Source organism: Chthoniobacterales bacterium, from assembly GCA_036569045.1.
Classification (GTDB): domain Bacteria; phylum Verrucomicrobiota; class Verrucomicrobiia; order Chthoniobacterales; family JAATET01; genus JAATET01.
In genome coordinates this window covers 43652-64936 of the sequence record DATCRI010000058.1, presented here as the reverse complement: position 1 = coordinate 64936, position 21285 = coordinate 43652, and the positions used below count along the sequence as shown (strand labels likewise).

Annotated in this window: 17 protein-coding genes; 10 read left to right on the top strand and 7 right to left on the bottom strand. The window is 62.9% G+C overall.

Annotated elements, in window-relative coordinates:
• The 6 genes from VIM61_11495 to VIM61_11470 form a co-directional block, all read right to left on the bottom strand.
• A partial coding sequence (locus VIM61_11495; GenBank protein ID HEY8901025.1) for a hypothetical protein occupies positions 1-311 on the bottom strand: 311 nt, incomplete at its 3' end.
• 11 nt (positions 312-322) lie between these two features.
• Positions 323-883, bottom strand: coding sequence for a pyridoxamine 5'-phosphate oxidase family protein (locus VIM61_11490; GenBank protein HEY8901024.1), 561 nt, complete (start codon positions 881-883; stop codon positions 323-325).
• Positions 884-991: 108 nt separating this feature from the next.
• Positions 992-1501 (bottom strand): hypothetical protein, encoded by a 510-nt coding sequence (locus VIM61_11485; protein HEY8901023.1) that lies wholly within the window; start codon positions 1499-1501, stop codon positions 992-994.
• On the bottom strand, positions 1498-2244 hold the full coding sequence (locus VIM61_11480) for a succinate dehydrogenase/fumarate reductase iron-sulfur subunit (protein ID HEY8901022.1): 747 nt from the start codon (positions 2242-2244) through the stop codon (positions 1498-1500). The genes VIM61_11485 and VIM61_11480 overlap by 4 nt, the downstream gene beginning before the upstream one ends.
• Positions 2241-4067, bottom strand: a complete 1827-nt coding sequence (locus tag VIM61_11475; protein ID HEY8901021.1) for a fumarate reductase/succinate dehydrogenase flavoprotein subunit — start codon at positions 4065-4067, stop codon at positions 2241-2243. The genes VIM61_11480 and VIM61_11475 overlap by 4 nt, the downstream gene beginning before the upstream one ends.
• Positions 4068-4074: 7 nt before the next feature.
• Positions 4075-4881, bottom strand: a complete 807-nt coding sequence (locus VIM61_11470) for a hypothetical protein (GenBank protein ID HEY8901020.1) — start codon at positions 4879-4881, stop codon at positions 4075-4077.
• 285 nt (positions 4882-5166) lie between these two features.
• Here VIM61_11470 and VIM61_11465 point away from each other — a divergent pair, with 285 nt between their 5' ends.
• Both VIM61_11465 and VIM61_11460 read left to right on the top strand, forming a co-directional pair.
• The gene (locus tag VIM61_11465; GenBank protein HEY8901019.1) at positions 5167-5997 is read left to right on the top strand and encodes a radical SAM protein; all 831 of its coding nucleotides are present in this window, start codon (positions 5167-5169) and stop codon (positions 5995-5997) included.
• Positions 5998-6027: 30 nt separating this feature from the next.
• Positions 6028-6900 (top strand): helix-turn-helix domain-containing protein, encoded by an 873-nt coding sequence (locus tag VIM61_11460; GenBank protein HEY8901018.1) that lies wholly within the window; start codon positions 6028-6030, stop codon positions 6898-6900.
• A 31-nt stretch (positions 6901-6931) separates the two neighbouring features.
• Here the strand turns inward: VIM61_11460 and VIM61_11455 are convergent, their stop codons facing one another.
• Positions 6932-7918, bottom strand: a complete 987-nt coding sequence (locus VIM61_11455; protein ID HEY8901017.1) for a malate dehydrogenase — start codon at positions 7916-7918, stop codon at positions 6932-6934.
• A 191-nt stretch (positions 7919-8109) separates the two neighbouring features.
• On the opposite strand from VIM61_11455, the gene VIM61_11450 reads away from it, so the two are divergent.
• The 8 genes from VIM61_11450 to VIM61_11415 all read left to right on the top strand — a co-directional run bounded on the left by VIM61_11450 (position 8110) and on the right by VIM61_11415 (position 21270).
• On the top strand, positions 8110-9930 hold the full coding sequence (locus tag VIM61_11450) for a phosphoenolpyruvate carboxykinase (GTP) (GenBank protein ID HEY8901016.1): 1821 nt from the start codon (positions 8110-8112) through the stop codon (positions 9928-9930).
• A 62-nt stretch (positions 9931-9992) separates the two neighbouring features.
• On the top strand, positions 9993-11666 hold the full coding sequence (locus VIM61_11445; GenBank protein HEY8901015.1) for a putative transporter: 1674 nt from the start codon (positions 9993-9995) through the stop codon (positions 11664-11666).
• A gap of 57 nt (positions 11667-11723) precedes the next feature.
• Positions 11724-13370, top strand: coding sequence for a SulP family inorganic anion transporter (locus VIM61_11440; GenBank protein ID HEY8901014.1), 1647 nt, complete (start codon positions 11724-11726; stop codon positions 13368-13370).
• A 67-nt stretch (positions 13371-13437) separates the two neighbouring features.
• Positions 13438-16989, top strand: a complete 3552-nt coding sequence (gene nifJ / locus VIM61_11435) for a pyruvate:ferredoxin (flavodoxin) oxidoreductase (protein HEY8901013.1) — start codon at positions 13438-13440, stop codon at positions 16987-16989.
• A complete protein-coding gene (locus tag VIM61_11430; protein ID HEY8901012.1) occupies positions 16986-17978 on the top strand; it encodes a dihydroorotate dehydrogenase-like protein in 993 nt (330 codons plus the stop codon). The genes nifJ and VIM61_11430 overlap by 4 nt, the downstream gene beginning before the upstream one ends.
• A gap of 4 nt (positions 17979-17982) precedes the next feature.
• The gene (locus VIM61_11425) at positions 17983-19626 is read left to right on the top strand and encodes a fumarate hydratase (GenBank protein ID HEY8901011.1); all 1644 of its coding nucleotides are present in this window, start codon (positions 17983-17985) and stop codon (positions 19624-19626) included.
• Positions 19623-19775 carry a phosphate acyltransferase gene (locus VIM61_11420; protein HEY8901010.1) on the top strand — a complete coding sequence of 51 codons (153 nt, stop codon included), beginning with the start codon at positions 19623-19625 and terminating at the stop codon, positions 19773-19775. Before VIM61_11425 ends, VIM61_11420 begins: the two co-directional genes overlap by 4 nt.
• A gap of 103 nt (positions 19776-19878) precedes the next feature.
• Positions 19879-21270 carry a carbohydrate porin gene (locus VIM61_11415; protein ID HEY8901009.1) on the top strand — a complete coding sequence of 464 codons (1392 nt, stop codon included), beginning with the start codon at positions 19879-19881 and terminating at the stop codon, positions 21268-21270.
• Positions 21271-21285: the final 15 nt, after the last annotated feature.

Here is a 21285-nt window from a genome sequence, read left to right as displayed (position 1 = left end):
TTCTCACACCGCATAATTGCCAATCCGTCGAGATGATCGAAATCGGGCGTGTCGACCGGATCGGTGATCGCCAGAATGGGGAAGTCTGCATGGGTGCCATTTAATGCCCGCAGAAGCTGGCGGCCAAATTGTCCGCCGGTGACGTCGATGACTGCCAGGCCGATGTTCCGGGCGCCCTCGCTGAGAGCCAGGTAGGCTTGGTTCATATCATGTGCCGGCCTTACACCGTGCCGGGTTTCAAGGATTGCATCGGTGGCCATGCTGGCGAATTTCGCGTCGTCCGTGGCGAGCAAGACAAAAGGGCGTTGCATATGGGTAATGATCAGATTTTGAGACAGTGCTCCTTGGCGGGACTTGCTGGAAGGTCTTCGAAAAGAGAGGCGGGGGTTGGAAATTCCTCTCCAAATGCCCGGGTGAAGCGCAGGCCATTCTGGGCCGAAGTGTAGTCGATGCGCTCGATGACGGTCTCGATGACGGCAATCTCCTGGTCGCCGTCCATGTTGTTCAGAAAATAGGCGTGCGACTTGTCCTTGATCGCCTTCCATGCGCGCTTGATCGAGACGGTGTCGGTGAAGACGCGGGCGCGGCCTTTGAGATTGAGGACGAGCGTGAAATCCTCGTTGGCAAACAGCCAGTCCACATGCTGGTTGGCGCGAATCTGCTTCACCTTGCTGCTGCCGGCCGAGGTGAGCGTGATGACGCGGGGGAAATTTTCGAAAGTCATCGTGGCCATCCAGCGGGCATGGGGAGCGCCATCGGAGTCCACGGTCGTGAGGACACCGAAATGATGTCCGTCGATGAGTTGTCTCGCGACGCCGAAAATGTCGTCGCTGTCCTCGAGACTGAAGCTTTCGCCGCTGGTGGCAGGGGGTGTTGTTGTCATGTTCAACATTTCTCCCCCGAGTTTATTTTCCGGCCTTTCCGCGCGATACACGCCTGTTGGCGCAAGCCCACCCGATATTGCGCCAGGTCAACAAATCTTGATCCCGTGTCATTCGCCAAATGGCTCCGGTTCGGGTTCGATGGGCCAGGGCTCCAGTCGATTCGCGGAGATGATGCGTGCGCAGGCGTTCCAGCGCTGTCGTGCTTCGCCACATTGGTGCGGCCGCAGGCTCTCGGCTCTTTCGTAGCAGCTCATGGCCTCGCGAAGGTATTCGTAGGCATCGAAGCGGCAGCCATTTTCGGAGTCGCGGAGCAGGGCGTTTGCCTTGTGGTCGGAGATGAAGCCGGCGTAAAACGCGCGGTCGTAGGGATCCTCGAGCTCGGGAAGGATCTCGAGCGCCTGGATGAAATCGACGGCGTAGCCCTTCCCGAAGCGGTCGCAGAGGGCCTGCAGCAGCAGGACATGCGCGCGTTGATTGTGTGGATCGGCCAGAATGACGTCGTGGCAGATGCTCTCGGCCTGAGCCGACTCGTCGAGTTCGCGGTAGTGCGCCGCGCGGTCGAGGGCTTCGGGAATCTCGTTGGCAGGGATCTGTTTGAGTTCCAAGGGTGTGTTCATGTTTTTTTCCTCAACAGTTTCCAGAGCCACCCGAGGGGGTCATGGAACTCGTCCACGACACGCTCCTTGAGCGGGATGATGGCGTTGTCGGTGATCGTGATGTGCTCGGGGCAGACCTTCGTGCAGCACTTTGTGATGTTGCAGTAGCCCATGCCGTGGGCCCGCTTGAGTTCCTCGAGGCGGTCTTCCGTATCGAGCGGATGCATTTCGAGCGCGGCGGTGTAAACGAGGTAGCGCGGGCCGATGAACTCCTCGTGCTTGTGATGGTCGCGCAGCACGTGGCAGACGTTCTGGCAGAGAAAGCACTCGATGCATTTGCGGAACTCCTGCACGCGATCGACATCCTCCTGCTGCATGCGCCAGGTGCCGTCGGCGGCCTGAGGTTTGCAGGGTTTGAATGGCTTGATTTTCTTCTTCACGCGGAAGTTCCACGAGACGTCGGTCGTGAGGTCCCGGATGACGGGAAACGCCTTCAGCGGCGTGATCGTGACGGGCTGCTCGATCGGAATTTGATCGAGTCGCGTCATGCACATCAGCCGGGGCACGCCGTTGATCTCCGCGGAGCACGAGCCGCACTTGCCGGCCTTGCAATTCCACCGGCAGGCGAGGTCGTTGGCCTGCTTCGCCTGGATGTCGTGGACGACGTCGAGGACGACCATGCCCGGGGTGATTTCGGCGGTGTAATCGACGAGTTTTCCGCTGTTGGCATCGCCTCGCCAGATTCGAAAGGTGACGGTCTTCATTTCATCTCCTCGATGATTTGCTTGAGGTGTTCGGGCATAGCGGGGATCGGCTCGCGCCGGAGATTCATCGTGCCGTCGGCGCCTTTCCAGGTGACCATGTTCACCGCGCCGAACACCGGGTCCTTCGCCTCGTAGTCTTCGCGGAAGTGGCCGCCGCGGCTTTCCTTGCGCTCGAGCGCGGAGCGGGTAATGGCCTCGGAAACCGTGAGCAGGTGCTTCAGGTCGAGCGCGGTGTGCCAGCCGGGATTGTATTCGCGGTGGCCATAAACAGCGACCTCGCCGGCCTGCGTCCAAAGTTCGCCGATCATATTCAGAGCCTGGGCCATTTCGTCCTCGCGGCGCACGATGCCGACGAAATTTTGCATGAGGCCCTGGAGAACCTGCTGGACCTGGTAGGGGCCGCCGGCGCTGCCGCCGTGCTTCGCTCCGCGCTCGAAGGGCGCCAGCGCTTCCTGCACGGCCGATTCGATGTCGGAATCGGAAACGGCGGCCTCGGGATTTTCCTTCGCGTATTTTGCTGCGTATTCGCCGGCGCGCTTGCCGAAGACGAGCAGGTCGGAGAGCGAGTTTCCGCCGAGCCGGTTTGCGCCGTTCAATCCCGCCGCGCATTCGCCGGCTGCGAAAAGCCCTGGCACATTCGACATCTGGGTGTCGCCGTCGACGCGAATGCCGCCCATCGCGTAGTGCGTCGTCGGGCCGACTTCCATCGGCTCTTTCGTGATGTCGAGGTTCGCGAGCTGCATGAACTGGTGATACATGCTCGGCAGCTTCTTTTTGATGTGCTCCGGCGCGTTCGCGATCTTCTCCTTGATCCACGCAATGTCCAAAAACACGCCGCCGTGCGGGCTGCCGCGACCGGCCTTCACCTCGCGCATGATGCAGCGGGCGACGTGGTCGCGGGTGAGAAGCTCCGGCGGCCGGCGCGCGTTCTTATCGCCGGTGACATAGCGCCAGCCTTCCTCCTCGTTGTCGGAAGTCTGGCTTTTGTAGTTGTCCGGAATGTCGTCGAACATGAAGCGTTTGCCCTCGCTGTTGCGCAAGACGCCGCCCTCGCCGCGCACGCCTTCCGTGACGAGAATGCCCATCACGCTCGGCGGCCAGACCATGCCGGTCGGGTGGAATTGAATGAACTCCATGTCGAGCAGTTCCGCGCCCGCGTGGTAGGCGAGCGAAACTCCGTCGCCCGTGCCCTCCCACGAATTGCTGGTGATCTTGTAGGCGCGACCGAGTCCGCCGGTGGCGACTACAATCGCCCGGGTCTTGAAGACGCGAAATCGCCCGCGCTCCCGGTCGTAGGCGAGGGCCGCGGCGACGCGGTCTCCGTCCTTGAGAAATGAGACGACGGTTTGCTCCATGTGGACCTCGATGCCCTGGTGGATGCCGTGATCCTGCAGCGTGCGGATGAGCTCGAGTCCGGTGCGGTCGCCGACGTGTGCAAGCCGCGGGTAGCGGTGGCCGCCGAAATTGCGCTGGAGAATTTTTCCATCCTTCGTGCGGTCGAAGACGGCGCCCCAGGCCTCGAGTTCGTGCACGCGGTCGGGGGCTTCCTTCGCGTGCAGTTCGGCCATGCGCCAGTTGTTCGTGTATTGGCCGCCGCGCATCGTATCCGCGAAATGCACCCGCCAGTTGTCGCGGTCGTCGACGTTGCCCATCGCGGCCGCCATGCCGCCCTCGGCCATCACGGTGTGCGCCTTGCCGAGCAGGGATTTGCAGATCAGGCCGACTTTCGCTCCGGCTGCGGAGGCTTCGATGGCTGCGCGCAGTCCGGCTCCGCCGGCTCCGATGACGAGCACGTCGTATTCGTGGGTTTCGTAGTTGCTCATAAATATTCTAGAAAAGTCGGTAGTCGTGCCAGATGCCCATCGAGCAGAGGCGCACGTAGACGTCGGTGAATCCGACCCAGACGAGGCTCACCCACGCCCAGGCCATGTGTTTGCGATTCAGGCAGCTCACGGCGCGGTAGCAGCCACCGCATTTCGATTTGGAGATTTTGTCGCGCCAGCCGCCGATGAGATGCCGCAGCGAGTGACAGCCCAGGGTGTAGCCGCTGAGCAGGATGACGTTGATGGTGAGCACGATGGTGCCGACGCCGATGCCGAAATGGACGGCGCCCTGCGCGTCGCGGAACCACATCGCCTTCCACGCGTCGTAGCCGAGAAGGAAGAGCACGACGAACGCGAGGTAGAAGAAATAGCGATGGAAGTTTTGCAGGATGAACGGGAAAAACTGCTCGCCGAGATAGGTCTTGCGGCCTTCGCCGACGGCGCAGGCGAGGGGATCAGCGGAGAACGCCTTGTAGTAGGCGCCGCGGTAGTAATAGCAGGTGAAGCGGAAGCCGGCGGGAATCCAGAGGACGAAGAACGACGCCGAAAACGGCAGCCACCCCGGCCACCAGCCGGGCCTGGGGCCGAAGATCGAATGTGGCGAGCTGCCGAAAATTTCCGGCGAGGCGAACGGCGACAGGTAATCCGCGCCGCCGCCTTCGAACCAATAGTGCGCATTCTGAAAGGCGGCCCAGGTGGAGTAGACGATGAATGCGGTGAAGCCGAGGAAGACAACGAGAGGCTGCATCCACCATGCGTCGCGGCGAAGAGTTTGAGCGAAGGCGGGGCGGGTGGCGGGATGAGCGGCGGACATGAGTTGGTTTTTGAAATTTGTGAAGAGGTGCGCCGCGCCTGGTGCTGGAGTGCGGGCCCCTCATCGGTGCAGCGCGTCCTCTTCGTCCCCATGAATAGCGGCACCCGTGCGCGCCGACTCCACGAGGATTGGCGATTTCTCTCCCGATTCTGCGTTGTTGGCTGCGGCGGAGGCCGAACAATTTTGGCGCAGCAATGGCCAACACACGGCGCGCTCCGTCCGTGTTCTGGATGTAAACCGATTCCCATGTTGGCGCAGCCTTCCCATCCCGCGAATTCCGATCGCGTGGAGCCTTTGCCGGCGCGAAAATTCCACGGCAATCGCTACGTTTATACCGTTCTCTCGCAGCGCGCGGGCGGGCTCTCGATCGGCATCAATCTCAACCCCGATCAGCGCTGCAACTTCGACTGCATCTACTGCGAGATCGACCGCGACGGACGCGGAGGTGCGCGCGGCGTTCACGTGCCGGAGATGATTCGCGAACTCGAGCAGATGCTGGCGCTCGTGCGGGATGGACGCCTCTCCGACCTCGGTTACGAAGGCATGCCCGCCGAGCTGCTGGCCTTGAAGGAGATCGCACTCAGCGGCGACGGGGAACCGACGCTCTGCCCCAATTTCCGGGAGGCGCTCGAGGCCATCCTCGAGCTTCGGGAACGCCATCCGAACCCGGCGTTCAAGATCGTGGTGATCACCAATTCGATCGGCCTGAACATTCCGAAAGTGCGCGAGGCCATCGCGCAGCTTGCGGATGCGGATGAGGTCTGGGCGAAGCTCGACGCCGGCACGCAGGGTTACATGGACATCGTCAATCGACCGGGAATCTCCATCGAAGTTGCTCTGAGGGGAATCCGCGACCTCGGGAGGTTTCGCCCGATCGTCATTCAAAGCCTCTTCCCCTCGGTCGATGGTTGCGAGCCATCCGACGCCGAGATCGATGCCTATGCCCGAAACCTGCTCGAACTCAAGGAGGACGGCGTCCGCATCTCGCTCGTGCAGATCTACTCCGCCCATCGGCCGGCCGTGGACGCTCAATGCGGACATCTGCCCCTGCGCACGCTTTCCAGGATCGCGCACACCGTGCGGGAGATGACGGGATTGAACGCGGAAGTCTTTTAACCTAAGCAGGCACGTGCTAGCATCGGCTCCATGAATGGGGACGTTCTCAAGGCTCTCACGTCGTCGAAGATTTATCGCGACTACGAGCGGGCCTTCAGCGAGGCGACCGGGCTGCCCGTATCCCTGACCGCCGTCGGCGCATGGCAATTGCCGCACACTGGAAAGAAATCCGAGAACGAGTTCTGCGAGATCATGGCGCGCGTGAGCCGTTCATGCGCCGCCTGTCTCACCACGCAGGAGCAGCTCACGCAGGGGGCCGGCGCGGAGGTGCGCACCGTGAAATGCGACGCCGGAATGACGGACAGCGCCGTGCCGGTGCGCCTCGGCGATCAATTGATCGGCTTTTTGCAGACCGGCCAGGTGTTTTGCAAAAAACCCACCGCCGCGCAGTTTGCCCGTGTGACGAAAAAGCTACGGGAGTGGGGCGTGCCGGTGGATGCGCAGATCGAGGCCGCGTACTTCCAGACCAGGGTCATGACGCCCGCTCAATACGAGTCGATGGTCGAGCTGCTCACGATCTTCGCACAGCATCTTTCCATCGTCGGGAACCAGGTGCTGGTGCAGACCGGGAACGCCGAGCCACCGATGATCAGCCGGGCCAAGAACTTCATCAAAGAGAACCAGACCGAGGATCTCTCGCTCGGCCAGGTCGCAAAAGCGGTGAACGCGAGCACGTTTTATTTTTGCAAGATGTTCAAGAAGGCGACCGGCCTGAACTTCACGGAATATCTTTCCCGGGTGCGCGTGGAAAAAGCGAAGAATCTGCTGCTGAATCCGAACCTGCGCATCAGCGAGATCGCCTACGAAGTCGGTTTCCAGTCGCTCACGCATTTCAATCGCGCGTTCAAAAAAATCGTCGGACGCTCGCCGACGGAATATCGCGGACAGCTCGCGCCCGCCTAGCGCGGACGCGATTGCCGGGTTGGCTGGGGGATCAGGCAGGCAGCAGATCGCCGACGAGGGATTTCTCCTCGAGGAGCTCGTTCACCGAAGCATCGATGCGGGCGCGCGCGAAATCATTCACCGGCACGCCCTGCACGATCTCGTAATTCGTGCCGTCGCTGCGAACCGGAAACGAGCAGATGAGTCCGGGCTGGATGCCGTAGGAGCCGTCGGATGTCACCGCGATGCTGGTCCAGTCGCCGGCTTGTGTCGGCATGGTGAGCGCGCGCACGGTGTCCACTACGGCGTTCGCGGCCGAGGCTGCCGATGACGAGCCTCGCGCCTTGATGATTGACGCACCGCGCTGCTGCACGTTCGGCACGAACGTTTCCTTCAGCCATGCTTCGTCGCGGATCACGTCGACGGCGGGAATTCCACCAAGGCGGGCGTTGTAGAAATCGGGATACTGCGTGGCGGAGTGGTTGCCCCAGATCGCGACATTCGTCACGTCGTGCGCGTGGATTCCGGCGCGCGCCGCGAGCTGGCTCTTCGCGCGATTCTCGTCCAGGCGCGTCATGGCATACCACCGGTTTGCCGGAATGCTGCGGGCGTTTCGCTGCGCGATGAGGGCGTTCGTGTTGCAGGGATTTCCGACCACGACGACGCGCACATCCGCGGCCGCATTCGCCTCGATGGCCTTGCCCTGGCCGATGAAGATGTTGCCGTTGATGTTGAGGAGGTCTTTTCGCTCCATGCCCGCCTTGCGCGGCACCGACCCGACGAGGAGCGCCCAGTTCGCTCCGCGAAATCCTTCGTTGAGGTCGCTGGTCTGCACGATTCCGGCGAGCAGCGGAAACGCGCAGTCGTCGAGTTCCATCGCCACTCCGGCCAGGGCGCCGAGGGCAGGTTCGAGTTCGATGAGGCGGAGCTCCACGGGCTGGTCGGGGCCGAACATCGCACCCGAGGCAATGCGGAAAAGAAGCGAGTAACCGATCTGGCCGGCTGCGCCCGTGACGGCGACTTTAATGGGTGTTTTCATATTTTCGATTTCGAATAAATGCGCGCCTTTGCTTCCCCGAAAAGCGCAAATGGCCAAATGCCAAGTTCCGGCGCGATGTCAGCAAAATAGGGGCAAGGCGGCCCGCGGAGCGCTTTTGTTTGGCAAGAATGGAGCGGGTTTCGCCAATCGTGGCGTATCGCTGCAAATCGCGGTCGTGCCACGATCCGAGCATGACCACCACACTCGAACCGCCCGCCGCCAAACCTCTCACCCGGAATCTCGAACTCCTTGCCTGGGTCGAGCAGATCGCCGACTTGTGCCAGCCCGATCGCATCCATTGGTGCGATGGCTCGCAGAAGGAATACGACCAGCTCTGCGAGGAACTCGTGCAGGCTGGCACCTTCACGCGCCTCGATCCCGAGAAGCGCCCCAACAGCTATCTCGCGCTTTCCGATCCGAGCGACGTCGCCCGCGTCGAGAATCGCACGTTCATCTGCAGCCGCCGCAAGGGCGACGCCGGCCCGACGAACAACTGGGTCGCACCGGACAAGATGCGTGCCACGCTCAAGGGCGTGTTCTCCGGCTGCATGCGCGGTCGCACGATGTATGTCGTGCCCTTCAGCATGGGCCCGCTCGGTTCGCCCATCTCGCACATCGGCGTCGAGGTCTCCGATTCCGCCTACGTTGCGGTGAACATGCGCATCATGACCCGCATGGGCCGGGCTGTCCTCGATGTGCTCGGCGCGGACGGGAAATTCGTGCCCTGCGTCCATTCCGTCGGCGCGCCGCTCGAGCCGGGACAACCCGATGTTTCCTGGCCCTGCAACAAGGAGACCAAATACATCGTCCACTTTCCGGAGGATCGTGAAATCTGGTCCTACGGCAGCGGCTACGGCGGCAATGCGCTGCTCGGGAAGAAGTGCTTTGCGCTGCGCATCGCCTCGTGCATGGCGCGCGACGAGGGCTGGATGGCGGAGCACATGCTCATCGTCGGCGCGACGTCGCCGGCCGGGGAGAAGACCTACGTTGCCGCCGCCTTCCCAAGCGCCTGCGGCAAGACGAACTTCGCCATGCTCATCCCGCCGCGGGAGCTTGCTGGTTGGAAGATCACGACCGTGGGCGACGACATCGCCTGGATCAAACCCGGCGCGGACGGCCGCCTCTACGCGATCAATCCGGAGGCCGGGTATTTCGGAGTCGCTCCGGGCACGTCCGAAAGATCAAACGCGAACGCCCTCGAATGCTGCCGCAAGGACACGATCTTCACCAACGTCGCGCTCACTCCCGACGGTGATGTGTGGTGGGAAGGTCTCACCGAAACCCCGCCGCCGCTGCTGACGGATTGGACCGGTCGCGAGTGGACGCCCGGTTGCGGCCGCCCGGCCGCGCACGCGAATTCGCGTTTCACGGCCCCGATGGCGAACAACCCCGTGCTCGACGACAAGGCCGACGATCCCGCCGGCGTGCCGATCAGCGCTTTCATCTTCGGCGGCCGCCGCGCGACGACGATGCCGCTCGTTTTCCAGGCTTTCAACTGGATCCACGGCACCTACCTCGGCGCGACGATGGGCTCGGAAATGACCGCTGCCGCCGCCGGCACACTCGGCGCCGTGCGCCGCGATCCCATGGCCATGCTTCCCTTCGCCGGCTACAACATGGGCGATTACTTTGCCCATTGGCTCGAGATGCGGAAGGAGCTCAAGCACACGCCAAAAATCTTTCACGTGAACTGGTTCCGCAAGGACGAGAATGGCAAGTTCCTGTGGCCCGGCTTCGGCGAAAACATGCGCGTGCTGGCCTGGATCATCGCCCGCTGCCGCGGCTCGGTCTATGCCGAGGAAACGCCGCTCGGCTGGATGCCCGCCGCGGAGGACATCGACATTCGCGGCCTGGAAAATTACGACGCGGCGATGCTGGAAAAGGCGCTGGCGATCGACGTGCAGGGATGGAAGCGCGAGTTGATGCTGCAGGACGAGCTGTTCATCGACCTCAACGCCGACCTGCCCAAAGAGCTGCTCTTCCAGCGTGAACTCCTCATCTCGCGTCTGTAATTGAATTGCCCGCGGCGCCTGCCCTGCTTTGTCTCTGCAGGCGCCCGCAGGCAAGTGAAAACATGAACTGGCTGGACCAACTTATTCACGGAGAAAGCGTCGCGCACTCCGTCATCATTATTTCCATCGTGGCTGCGCTGGGTCTCGCGCTCGGCAGTCTCAAGATCAAAGGCATCGGCCTTGGCATCGCCGGGGTGTTGTTTTCCGGGCTCGCCCTGGGCCACCTCGGATTCACGATCTCCGCGCCCGTGCTCGAATTTGCCCGGGAGTTCGGACTCATCCTCTTCGTCTATACGATCGGCATGCAGGTCGGCCCCGGCTTCTTTGCGTCGCTGCGGCGCGAGGGCCTGCCGCTGAATCTCATGGCGGCGTCCATCGTGCTCCTCGGCGCCGCGATCACGGTCGCGATCTGCAAGATCGGCGGGGTTAACATGGCGGCTGCGGTTGGATTGTTCTCCGGCGCCACGACGAACACTCCGTCACTCGGCGCCGCGCAGGAGGCGATCCGGAGCCTGCCCAATCTACCGCCCGGCTCGAGCGTGCTGCCTGGCCTTGGCTACGCCGTCGCATATCCCTTCGGAATCATCGGCATCATTCTCACGATGCTGCTGCTGCGCGCCTTGTTCCGCGTGGATCTCAAAAAGGAAACCGCCGACCTGCTCAGCAAGACGCGCAAGGCCTCGGAGAAACTCGCCAACGTCACGCTTATCGTCACCAACGAGAATTTCGACGGACATCGGCTCACCGAGATTCCCGGCCTCGTCGGGCTCGGCGTGGTGATTTCCCGCATCAAGCACCGCGGCGCCGACCAGGTGCAGCTGGCCAGGGCCGACGAGATCATTCACACGGGCGACATTCTTCACGCTGTCGGCCCGGCGAAGGGGCTCGAGGAACTGCGCCTGATGATCGGCCAGATCAGCCGCGTCGACCTTCGCTCGGTGAAGAGCAATCTCGTGATGCGGCGCGTGATCGTCACCAAGAAGGCGATCCTCGGAAAGGCCCTCGGCGAGCTCGATTTTCTCGAGGAGCACGAGGTCACGGTCACGCGAGTCACGCGAGCGGAGGTGGAGCTGAGCGCCACGCCGGAGCAGCGGTTGCAATTCGGCGACATGGTCGTGCTTGTCGGCAACGAGAGCGACATCGCAAGCGTCTCGACCTTCCTCGGAAACTCGGTGAAAAAACTCAACCACACCGAGCTCATTCCCGTCTTCGTTGGCATCGGCCTGGGCGTGCTGCTCGGCAGCATCCCGATCGCGTTTCCCGGCATCCCGGCGCCGGTAAAGCTCGGCCTCGCCGGCGGCCCGCTGATCGTGGCGATCATCCTCAGCCGTGTCGGCCGCATTGGCCCGCTGCTGTGGTATATGCCCAACAACGCAAACTTCGCCATCCGCGAGATTGGCATCGTGCTTTTCCTCTCGTGCGTCGGTCTCCATTCGGGCGAGAAGTTCGTCGACACGCTCGTCCACGGCGACGGGTTGAAGTGGATGCTCATGGCGATGCTCATCACGCTCGTCCCGCTGTTCACCGTCGGTCTGGTCGCGCGAATCGTCCTCAAGACGAATTACGTTTCCATCTGCGGACTCCTCGCCGGCAGCATGACCGACCCGCCCGCGCTCGCCTTTGCAAACACCGTGAGCGGCTCCGATGCACCCTCGATTTCCTACGCCACGGTCTATCCGCTCACGATGCTGCTGCGCGTGGTCTGCGCGCAGGTGCTCGTGCTGATTTTCTTGTAGCGCTCGAGGCGGCCGTCGCGTTCTCTCGATGAAGCAATGACGCCCGGCTCCGCTTTCGTGCCTGCGATTGGGAAAGGCTGGCGCGGCTACGGCCGCGACGACTTTTTCAACGATCTCGGCGCGGGCGCGACGGTCGGGCTCCTCGCGCTGCCCTTGGCCATCGGCTTCGGCATCGCATCGGGTGTTTCGCCGGCGCAAGGGCTGTGGACGGCGATCATCGCCGGCTTCCTGATCTCCGCTCTCGGCGGCTCGCGCTTCCAGATCGGCGGTCCGACCGGAGCGTTCGTCCCCGTGCTGGCGGGCGTGGTCGCGGTCCATGGCTACTCCGGTCTCGCGCTGGCCACGATGATGGCCGGGGCGCTGCTGATCCTGATGGGCGCGCTGCGCATGGGCACGCTGCTGCGGTTCGTCCCGTATCCCGTGGTGGCGGGTTTCACCAGCGGCATCGCGGTCATCATTTTCACCGCGCAGCTCAACGCGGCTCTTGGACTCGGCCTCGCAATGCCGCAGCACATCCCGCAGCAGATCCTCATGCTTGCGACGCATCTTCGCGGCGTGAGCTGGCCGGCGGTCGCGGTTTCGCTGCTGACGCTTGCCATCGTCGTCGGCTGGCCCCGACTCACGCGCAAGATTCCCGCCGCCATCGTCGCCGTCGTCGCAAGCTCGTGCCTGGTTTACTGGTCGGGATGGGACGTCGAAACGATCGGCACGAAGTTCGGCGGCATTCCCGCGGGATTGCCGGGCTGGCATTTTCCCGCCATCTCGCTGGATCGCCTGCGGGAGTTGATCGGCGTGGCCGCGACCATCGCCGCGCTGGGAGCGATCGAAAGCCTGCTCTCCGCCACTGTCGCCGATGGGATGAACGACACCCGCCACGACTCGAACCAGGAACTCATCGGCCAGGGCGTCGCAAATCTCGTGACTCCGCTCTTTGGCGGGATTGCGGCAACGGGTGCCATCGCCCGCACGGCCGCCAGCATCCGCCACGGAGCCCGGGGGCCGGTGGCGGGAATCGTCCATTCGGTCGTGCTGCTGGCCATCGTCCTCCTCGCCGCACCGCTGGCAAAATACATCCCGCTCGCCGCGCTTAGTGCGATCCTTCTCGTTGTCGCGGTGCGGATGGCGGAATGGCACACGTTCGTCGAACTCTGGCACGGCCCGCGCACGGACTTCGCCGTCATGATCGCGACGTTCGCGCTCACGGTGGCGCTCGATCTCACCGCCGGCGTGGGTTGCGGAATGGTCATGGCCGTTATCCTGTTCGTGCGCCGCATGGAGGAAATGACGCACGTTCGGCTGCTCACTCCGGACTCCGACACGGAAATGGAAGGCGGCCTGTCGCTGCGCGGCAAGGCCGTGCCGGCCGGCGTCGTCCTTTTCCGAATCAACGGTCCGCTCTTCTTTGCCGCCGCGGACAAGCTCGAGGTCGCGCTGCGCGGCTCCGGCGGCAGGCCGCAGGTCGTCATCTTTCGCATGCGACTCGTTCCGCTGATGGACGCGAGCGGCCTGCATGCGCTCGAAGTGGCGGTCGAGAAAATGCAGCGCGACGGCGTGCATGTGCTGCTCACGGCCGTTCAGCCACAGCCGATGAAGGTCATGCACGAGTCCGGCCTGGCCGATCGCATCGGCCTGGACAACTTCTGCGCAAGCATCGACCAGGCGCTCGAGCGAGCGGAGCATCTGCTCTCGCCGCGGAATAATTGACAAGAAACGGCGAGCCTCCGCCAACGCATACAAAGTCGCAATGGCTTGCCGGCCTTTAACTGCCTGCATGAAGTGCGCAACTCTCGACGCGAACGAAGCGGTCGCGTCCGTCGCCTATCGGCTGAGCGAGACCGTCGCCATCTATCCGATCACGCCTTCATCCCCGATGGCGGAGTGGTGCGACGAGTGGTCTGCGAAACGGCGGCCGAATCTGTGGAAGACTGTGCCGCACCTCGTCGAGATGCAGTCCGAAGGCGGCGTTGCCGGCGCGGTGCATGGCATGTTGCAGACGGGCTCGCTCACCACCACTTTCACTGCATCTCAGGGGCTCCTGCTGATGATCCCCAATCTCTACAAGATCGCGGGCGAGCTGCTTCCCTTCTGCTTTCATGTCACGGCGCGCGCCGTGGCCACGCACGCTCTCTCGATCTTCGGCGATCACTCCGATGTCATGGCCTGTCGCCAGACCGGTGTTGCCATGCTGGCGTCGAACTCCGTGCAGGAGGCGCAGGATATGGCCTGCATCGCGCACTGCGCCACGCTCGCGACCTCGGTGCCGTGCCTCCACTTCTTCGACGGATTTCGCACCTCGCACGAGGTGGCGAAGATTGAGCTGCTGGAGGACGAGACCCTGCGCCGCATGCTCAACGAGAAGTGGATCGCGCAGTTTCGCCGCCGCGCGCTCTCGCCCGATCACCCGGCCATTCGGGGCACCGCGCAAAATCCCGATGTCTTTTTCCAGGCGCGCGAAGCGTCGAACGCCTTTCACGAGCGCGTGCCCACCGTCGTGCAGCGGCTCATGGAGCACTTCGCAGCGCTGACCGGCCGAAGCTACGAGCTTTTCCAATACGTGGGGCATCCCGAGGCCGAGCGCGTGATCGTGGCGATCGGGTCCGGCGCCGAGACGGCCGAGGAAACCGCCGCCGCATTGAACGCGGATGCCGAGCGCGTGGGCGTCTTGAAAGTGCGACTCTACCGCCCGTTCTCGACTCCTGACTTCGTCAACGCGCTGCCGAGATCGGTGCGCAGTATCGCCGTGCTGGATCGCACCAAGGAGCCCGGCTCCGTCGGCGAGCCGCTTTATCTCGATGTGGTCGCCGCGCTTGCGGAGGCCCGCGCCGCGGGACTTTCGGCCTTCGAGGTCGAGCCGCTGGTGATCGGCGGCCGCTACGGGCTTTCCTCCAAGGAATTCGATCCCGCGATGGCGCGCGCTGTTTTCGACGAGTTGAAAAAGGAGTGTCCGCAGAATCATTTCACCGTCGGAATCACCGATGACGTGACCGGTCGCTCGTTGCGCGTCGATTCCACGTTCGACATCGAGGATACCGGCGTCGTGCGCGCCGTTTTCTATGGCCTCGGGTCCGATGGGACCGTCGGCGCGAACAAGAATTCCATCAAGATCATCGGCGAGAAGACGCCGAACTACGCGCAGGGATACTTCGTCTACGACTCGAAGAAATCGGGTGCGATGACGATCTCGCACCTGCGCTTCGGACCGCGACCCATCGCCGCGCATTATCTCATCAAGCGCGCAAACTTCGTCGCGTGTCACCACTTCGACTTTCTGACGCGTCAGGACGTGCTTGGCTGTGCCGCCGATGGGGCGACGATCCTGCTGAATTCCGTCTACGCCCCGGAAAATGTCTGGGAGCACCTGCCGCAGGAAGCGCAGGAGCAAATCCTGCGGCGAGGGCTTCGTTGCTTCGTAATCGATGCCGCGCGCGTCGCCCGCGAGTCCGCCTTGAGCGACAGGACCAATACCATCATGCAGACCTGCTTCTTCGCGCTTTCGGGCGTGCTGCCGCGGGACGAGGCGATCGCCCATATCAAAAAGGCGATCGACAAGACCTACGGTCGCAAAGGGGAGGAGATCGTGGAACGAAACTGTGCCGCCGTGGACAACGCATTGGCGGCGTTGCGTGAGATCGAGGTGCTGCGCGATACCGTCGTTTTTAGTGCGCGCCGCGCGGCGCCCGTTCCGCCGGAAGCGCCGGATTTCGTGCAGCGGACGACCGGCGTCATGCTGGAGGGCAAGGGCGATCTCCTGCCGGTGAGTGCATTTTCTGTCGATGGGACGTGGCCAACCGGAACATCGAAATGGGAGAAAAGAAACCTCGCCGACGAAATTCCCGCCTGGGAGGCGGACCTGTGCATCCAGTGCAACAAGTGCGCTCTCGTCTGCCCGCACGCCTGCATCCGGCCGAAATTCTATGAGCCCGATCTGCTCGTCACGGCGCCGGCTTCGTTCAAATCGGCAGATTTCCGCTCGGCGGAGTTTCCGGGGCGGAAATACACACTCCAGATCGCGCCCGAGGACTGCACGGGCTGCGGCCTTTGCGTCGAAGCCTGTCCGGCGAAGGACAAGGCCGATCAGCGCCGCAAGGCGATCAACATGCAACCGCAGGCTCCGTTGCGCCTCGCCGAGCGCGAGAACTACGCCTTCTTTCTCGGACTTCCCTCGCCAGATCGCGCGGGCCTGAAACCCGAGGTCAAAAGCAGCCAGTTCGGCGAACCTCTTTTCGAATATTCCGGCGCCTGCGCGGGCTGCGGCGAGACCCCCTACCTCAAGCTGCTCACCCAGCTTTTCGGCGACCGCGCGTTGATTGCGAACGCCACCGGATGTTCCTCGATCTTCGGCGGCAATCTGCCCACGACGCCCTACACGACGAACGCCGCCGGCCTCGGCCCCGCCTGGTCGAATTCGCTCTTCGAGGACAACGCGGAATACGGGCTCGGCATGCGCCTCGCGCTGGACAAGCAGAACGAGATTGCTCGCGAACTGCTGCAACTGCTCGCGCCGAAACTCGGCGACGCCTTCGTCTCGGAGATCCTGAATGCCGACCAGCGCGGCGAGGCTGCGATCGCCAGGCAGCGCGAGCGGGTCGCCGCGTTGCGCCTGAAACTGGGTTCCGATCCCGCCGCACGCCGTCTTGACGCGGTCGCGGATGCCCTTGTCCGCAAGAGCGTGTGGATCGTCGGCGGCGATGGCTGGGCCTACGACATCGGGTTCGGCGGCCTCGACCATGTGATTTCGCTCGGACGCGATGTGAACATCCTTGTCCTCGACACCGAGGTTTATTCGAACACCGGCGGGCAGCAGTCGAAATCCACCCCGCTCGCCGCGAGCGCGAAATTCGCCGTCTCGGGCAAGTCGCGACCGAAGAAGGATCTCGGATTGATCGCCATGACCTACGGCTCGGCCTACGTGGCACGCGTCGCGATGGGCGCGAAGGATTCACAGACCGTGAAGGTCTTCGACGAGGCCGAAAATTTCCCCGGCACCTCGCTCATCATCGCCTACAGCCATTGCATCGCCCACGGCTATGCGCTGCGGAACGGTCTCTCGCAGCAGAAGAAGGCGGTCGAGTCCGGCATCTGGCCGCTTTATCGGTTCGATCCCCGTCGCGGCGAGGCGGGAATGCCCGCGCTGCAGCTCGACAGCGGCCCGCCGAGGATTCCCGTCGCGCGCTATCTGGAGAACGAACTCCGCTTTCGCATGATCGAAAAATCCGACACGCGCCGGTTCCTCGACTTGCAGGCCTCCGCGCAGCTCGGGGCCGACCTCCGCTGGCAACTTCACACTCGATTGGCGACGCCGCTCGCCCCAACCGCATCATGAACCTCACTACGAATTATCTTGGTCTCACCCTCAAGCATCCGCTCATGCCGGGCGCGTCGCCGCTCGTCGACGACCTCGACATGGTGCGCCGCCTCGAGGATGCGGGCGCCTCCGCCATCGTGATGCATTCGCTCTTCGAGGAGCAGATCGCACTCGAGCAGCGGGGCTACGCGAATGCGGTCGAGAGCTACCTCGACTCCTTTAACGAGGCGGGAAGCTTTCTGCCGGAGGCCGATGATTTCGCCCTGAGTCCCGGCCAGTATCTGGAGCAATTGCGGCGCATCAAGGACGCCGTGGATGTGCCGGTCATCGCATCGCTCAACGGCACGACGATCGGCGGATGGATCCGCATGGCGAGCGAGATGGAGCGCGCCGGCGCGGATGCCATCGAGCTGAACTATTACCATCTGCCCACCGATCCCGTGCAGACCGCGACGTCCGTGGAGAATGAGGCGGTGGAGGTCTTGCGCTCGGTGCGGCGAAGCGTGGCGATCCCGGTGTCGATCAAGCTTTCGCCGTTTGTCTCCTCGCTGCCGAATTTTGCGCGCAAGCTCGCGGCGGCCGGATCGAGCGGACTCGTCCTTTTGAACCGCTTTTACCAACCCGACATCGACATCGAGAATCTCGAGGCGCTTCCGACGCTGAAGCTATCCGACTCGTCCGAGCTGCGCCTGCGCCTGCGCTGGCTGGCGATTCTTTTCAGTCGCGTCGAGGGCTCGCTCGCGGTGAGCGGGGGTGTGCATACGGCCACGGATGCGATCAAGGCGATCATGGCCGGCGCGGATGCGGTGCAAATGGTTTCCGCATTGCTGAAGCATGGCCCGGAGCACCTCGGCGTCGTCCTCCGGGAAATGCGGCAATGGCTCGAGGAGCACGACTACGACTCGCTCGACCAGTTGCGCGGATCGATGAGCCTGCGCCATTGCCCGGATCCTTCGGCATACGAACGCGCGAACTACATGCGCATCCTCCAGGGATGGCGCGTCTGAAATCATGCAAACCACTCCCTTCCGTTATCATGACCCGTTCCCGATCGAGAAAGACAACACCCGCTATGGCTTGCTGACTCGCCATGGCGTTTCCGTCGACGAATTCGACGGCCTGTCGGTCCTGAGAGTTTCCGCAAACGCCCTGGCGGAGATGGCGCGAGTCGCTTTTCGCGATTGCGCGTTTCTGCTGCGAAACAGCCACCTGTCCCAGGTGGCCGCCATTCTCGACGATCCGCAGTCGAGCGAGAACGACCGCTTCGTCGCGCTTTCGTTGCTGCGCAACGCCGAGGTGGCGGCGCGAGGCGTGCTTCCGCTTTGCCAGGACACCGGCACCGCGACGATCGTGGCCCGGAAAGGACAACAGGTCTGGACAGGTGGCGGTGATGCGGAGGCGCTTTCTCTCGGCATTTATCAGACCTACCGCGAAGAAAATCTTCGCCACTCGCAGACCGTGGCGCTCGATCTCTACCGGGAAAAAAACTCCGGCACGAATCTCCCCGCTCAGATCGACATCGCCGCCTGCGACGGTGAGGAATATCGTTTCCTGTTCATCGCCAAAGGCGGCGGTTCGGCCAACAAGACCTATCTGTTTCAGGAGACGAAGGCCCTGCTCAATTCTCAGAGCCTCGAGGCTTTCCTCCTCGAGAAAATGCGCTCTCTCGGCACGGCGGCCTGCCCGCCCTACCATGTGGCCTTCGTCATCGGCGGCACCAGCGCGGAAACGTGCCTGAAAACGGTCAAGCTGGCTTCGGCGAAATATTTCGATGCGCTCCCGGATTCGGGTGACGAGACGGGGCGTGCCTTTCGCGATCGCGACCTCGAGGCGCGGCTGCTCGAAGGCGCGCGATCCCTGGGCATCGGCGCGCAATTCGGCGGCAGGCACTTCGCGCTGGACGTGCGCGTGATCCGGCTTCCAAGGCATGGGGCCTCCTGTCCCGTAGGCATGGGCGTGTCCTGCTCCGCGGACCGGAACATCAAGGCGAAGATCGATCGATACGGCGTTTGGCTCGAGCAGCTGGAGGACAATCCCGGTCGCTTCATTCCCGCGCGATATCGCAACGCGACCGATGCCACTGTGGTGCGGATCGACCTCGACAAGCCTATGGCCGAGATCCGGGCGGAGCTGTCCCATTACCCCGTCGCCACGCGTCTCTCGTTGAATGGCACGATCATCGTCGCCCGTGACATCGCGCACGCGAAGCTCAAGGAGCGGCTCGATGCGGGCGGCGGCCTGCCTGATTATCTCAAGAATCATCCGGTCTATTACGCCGGACCAGCCAGAACGCCGGAGGGATTCCCGAGCGGGTCGTTTGGTCCGACGACAGCCGGTCGCATGGACAGCTATGTCGATCTTTTCCAGAGCCATGGCGGCTCGCTCGTCATGCTGGCAAAGGGGAATCGCAGCAAAGAGGTCACCGATGCGTGCCGAAATCACGGGGGATTTTACCTCGGCAGCATTGGGGGGCCGGCGGCGCTGCTCGCGCAGGAAAACATCCGCGAGGTCGAGTTGATCGAATTTCCGGAGCTGGGCATGGAGGCCGTCTATCGCATCCGCGTCGAGGACTTCCCGGCCTTCATTCTCGTGGATGACAAGGGTAACGATTTTTTTGCCCAGCTTCCCTGCGCGTGCGCGAGGTGTGGCGCATGAGCGCGAAAGTTCTCGTCGTGAACGTCGTTTCCATCGGTCCGATGCTGCAGGGGTTGCGCCGCCCGGTGAACGATCTTTCCCGAGGTGCTCTCGTCGAGGATATCGTCTACACCATCGCGCTCACGGCGGTGCAGACCGCGCAATCCTGATTGGCGGAAAAGACAATTTTGAGCGGCTTTCTCCCAACGGACGGAGAGCCGGACGGAGGCGAAATCGGGAGGTTGGGCGCACGGGTCGACAGCGACCCGATCAATGAACATCGAACAGCTCTCTCAACGTCGCCGGACCCACCTCCTTCTTTTCATCCTGGCAGGATTGTTCTTCGCCATTTTCGCCGCGCTCCACGCCGGGCCAGCCGAACCCTCGGGTTCCGCCTTCGCGGATTGGGTGAAAGGGAAATACGCGAGCGGTGGTTGGTTCGGTGTGCGCGACACGCTCGAGAATCACGGCATCGACGTGCATGGCTATTGGAAAGGCACGTTTTACGGACTCACCGGTGGCGGGCTCGACTCGCCGCGCGGCGCCTTCGACGAGGAGATCCGCCTCGGCATCACGCTCGACTTCGGCAAGCTCGCCGGCATCGAGGGACTCACCGCGGATGGCTCCGTGCGCTGGCGCGACGGCCGCAATCCGAACGAATACGTCGGCGCCTCCAGCAACTTCAATCCTTCCAAATACCAGAGCGGCCAGCAGTGGCGGCTCATGCCGTTCTATCTCACCTACGTGACGCCCGAGCTCTTCGGTGTGAAGAAGCTGCTCACGATCTCCGGAGGCTGGCAGAACCCCTACGATTTCTTCGCCGACCAGCCTGATTCCAAGCTCTTCATGAGCAATGCCATCGCCGTCACGAAAGGCATTGGTGGCGTGAACGGCTTCCCATGGAGTAGCAGCTATGCGGCGTGGGGCGGATTTCTGAAGGTGAAGCCGGTGGATTGGTATTACGCGATGGCGGGACTCTACCTTGCCATACCCCAGGCCACGAAGATGCCGAATCACGGGCTCGACCTTGCCGGCTATGCTCCGAACCCCAGCGACAACGGTCTCTACTTCCTCGCCGAGACCGGCGTCACGCCGAAGCTCGGCGCCGCGAAACTTCCCGGTAAATACGCCTTCGGTTCGATCTATTGGGGCTTGGAGAACAAGGCGTTCGATGGCGAAGTTTGCGATCAAAAATACACGTTCTACTGGCAGGCCGACCAGATGCTGTTTCGGGAGCCATCACCGGCCCCGGCGCCCGCGCTGGCCGGAAAGAATTTCAAGGAGCCCGTGACGGAGCCCAAGCTCAGCGAAGAGGGGCTCTATGCGTTTTCGTTCGTCAATTTTGCGCCGGCTTACGACAACGCCATGCCGTTCTATTTCCACACCGGGCTTGTCTACAAGGGCCTCATCCCCGGACGCGATCGCGACCAGCTGGGCATTGCCTTCGGCTACGGAAACTACAGCTACGACAAGATCGTCGCGGAGGCGGATGCCGGCCAATCCGTGCATCAAACTTACGAGGCGGTTGTCGAGGCCGACTATCGCGTGCAACTCACGAAGTTCATCTATCTCCAGCCGTTCTGGCAATACATCGTCCGCCCCGATGGCACCGGGATCGCGCATAACGCCAACGTCTTTGGCCTGCACATGGGCGTGACCTTCTAGCACCCCTTGTGAGAA

Coding starts and splice junctions, on each gene's coding strand:
- VIM61_11490 (HEY8901024.1), bottom strand. CDS start 883: ATGACAACAACACCCCCTGCCACCAGCGGCGAAAGCTTCAGTCTCGAG.
- VIM61_11485 (HEY8901023.1), bottom strand. CDS start 1,501: ATGAACACACCCTTGGAACTCAAACAGATCCCTGCCAACGAGATTCCC.
- VIM61_11480 (HEY8901022.1), bottom strand. CDS start 2,244: ATGAAGACCGTCACCTTTCGAATCTGGCGAGGCGATGCCAACAGCGGA.
- VIM61_11475 (HEY8901021.1), bottom strand. CDS start 4,067: ATGAGCAACTACGAAACCCACGAATACGACGTGCTCGTCATCGGAGCC.
- VIM61_11470 (HEY8901020.1), bottom strand. CDS start 4,881: ATGTCCGCCGCTCATCCCGCCACCCGCCCCGCCTTCGCTCAAACTCTT.
- VIM61_11460 (HEY8901018.1), top strand. CDS start 6,028: ATGAATGGGGACGTTCTCAAGGCTCTCACGTCGTCGAAGATTTATCGC.
- VIM61_11455 (HEY8901017.1), bottom strand. CDS start 7,918: ATGAAAACACCCATTAAAGTCGCCGTCACGGGCGCAGCCGGCCAGATC.
- VIM61_11450 (HEY8901016.1), top strand. CDS start 8,110: ATGACCACCACACTCGAACCGCCCGCCGCCAAACCTCTCACCCGGAAT.
- VIM61_11445 (HEY8901015.1), top strand. CDS start 9,993: ATGAACTGGCTGGACCAACTTATTCACGGAGAAAGCGTCGCGCACTCC.
- nifJ (HEY8901013.1), top strand. CDS start 13,438: ATGAAGTGCGCAACTCTCGACGCGAACGAAGCGGTCGCGTCCGTCGCC.
- VIM61_11430 (HEY8901012.1), top strand. CDS start 16,986: ATGAACCTCACTACGAATTATCTTGGTCTCACCCTCAAGCATCCGCTC.
- VIM61_11425 (HEY8901011.1), top strand. CDS start 17,983: ATGCAAACCACTCCCTTCCGTTATCATGACCCGTTCCCGATCGAGAAA.
- VIM61_11420 (HEY8901010.1), top strand. CDS start 19,623: ATGAGCGCGAAAGTTCTCGTCGTGAACGTCGTTTCCATCGGTCCGATG.
- VIM61_11415 (HEY8901009.1), top strand. CDS start 19,879: ATGAACATCGAACAGCTCTCTCAACGTCGCCGGACCCACCTCCTTCTT.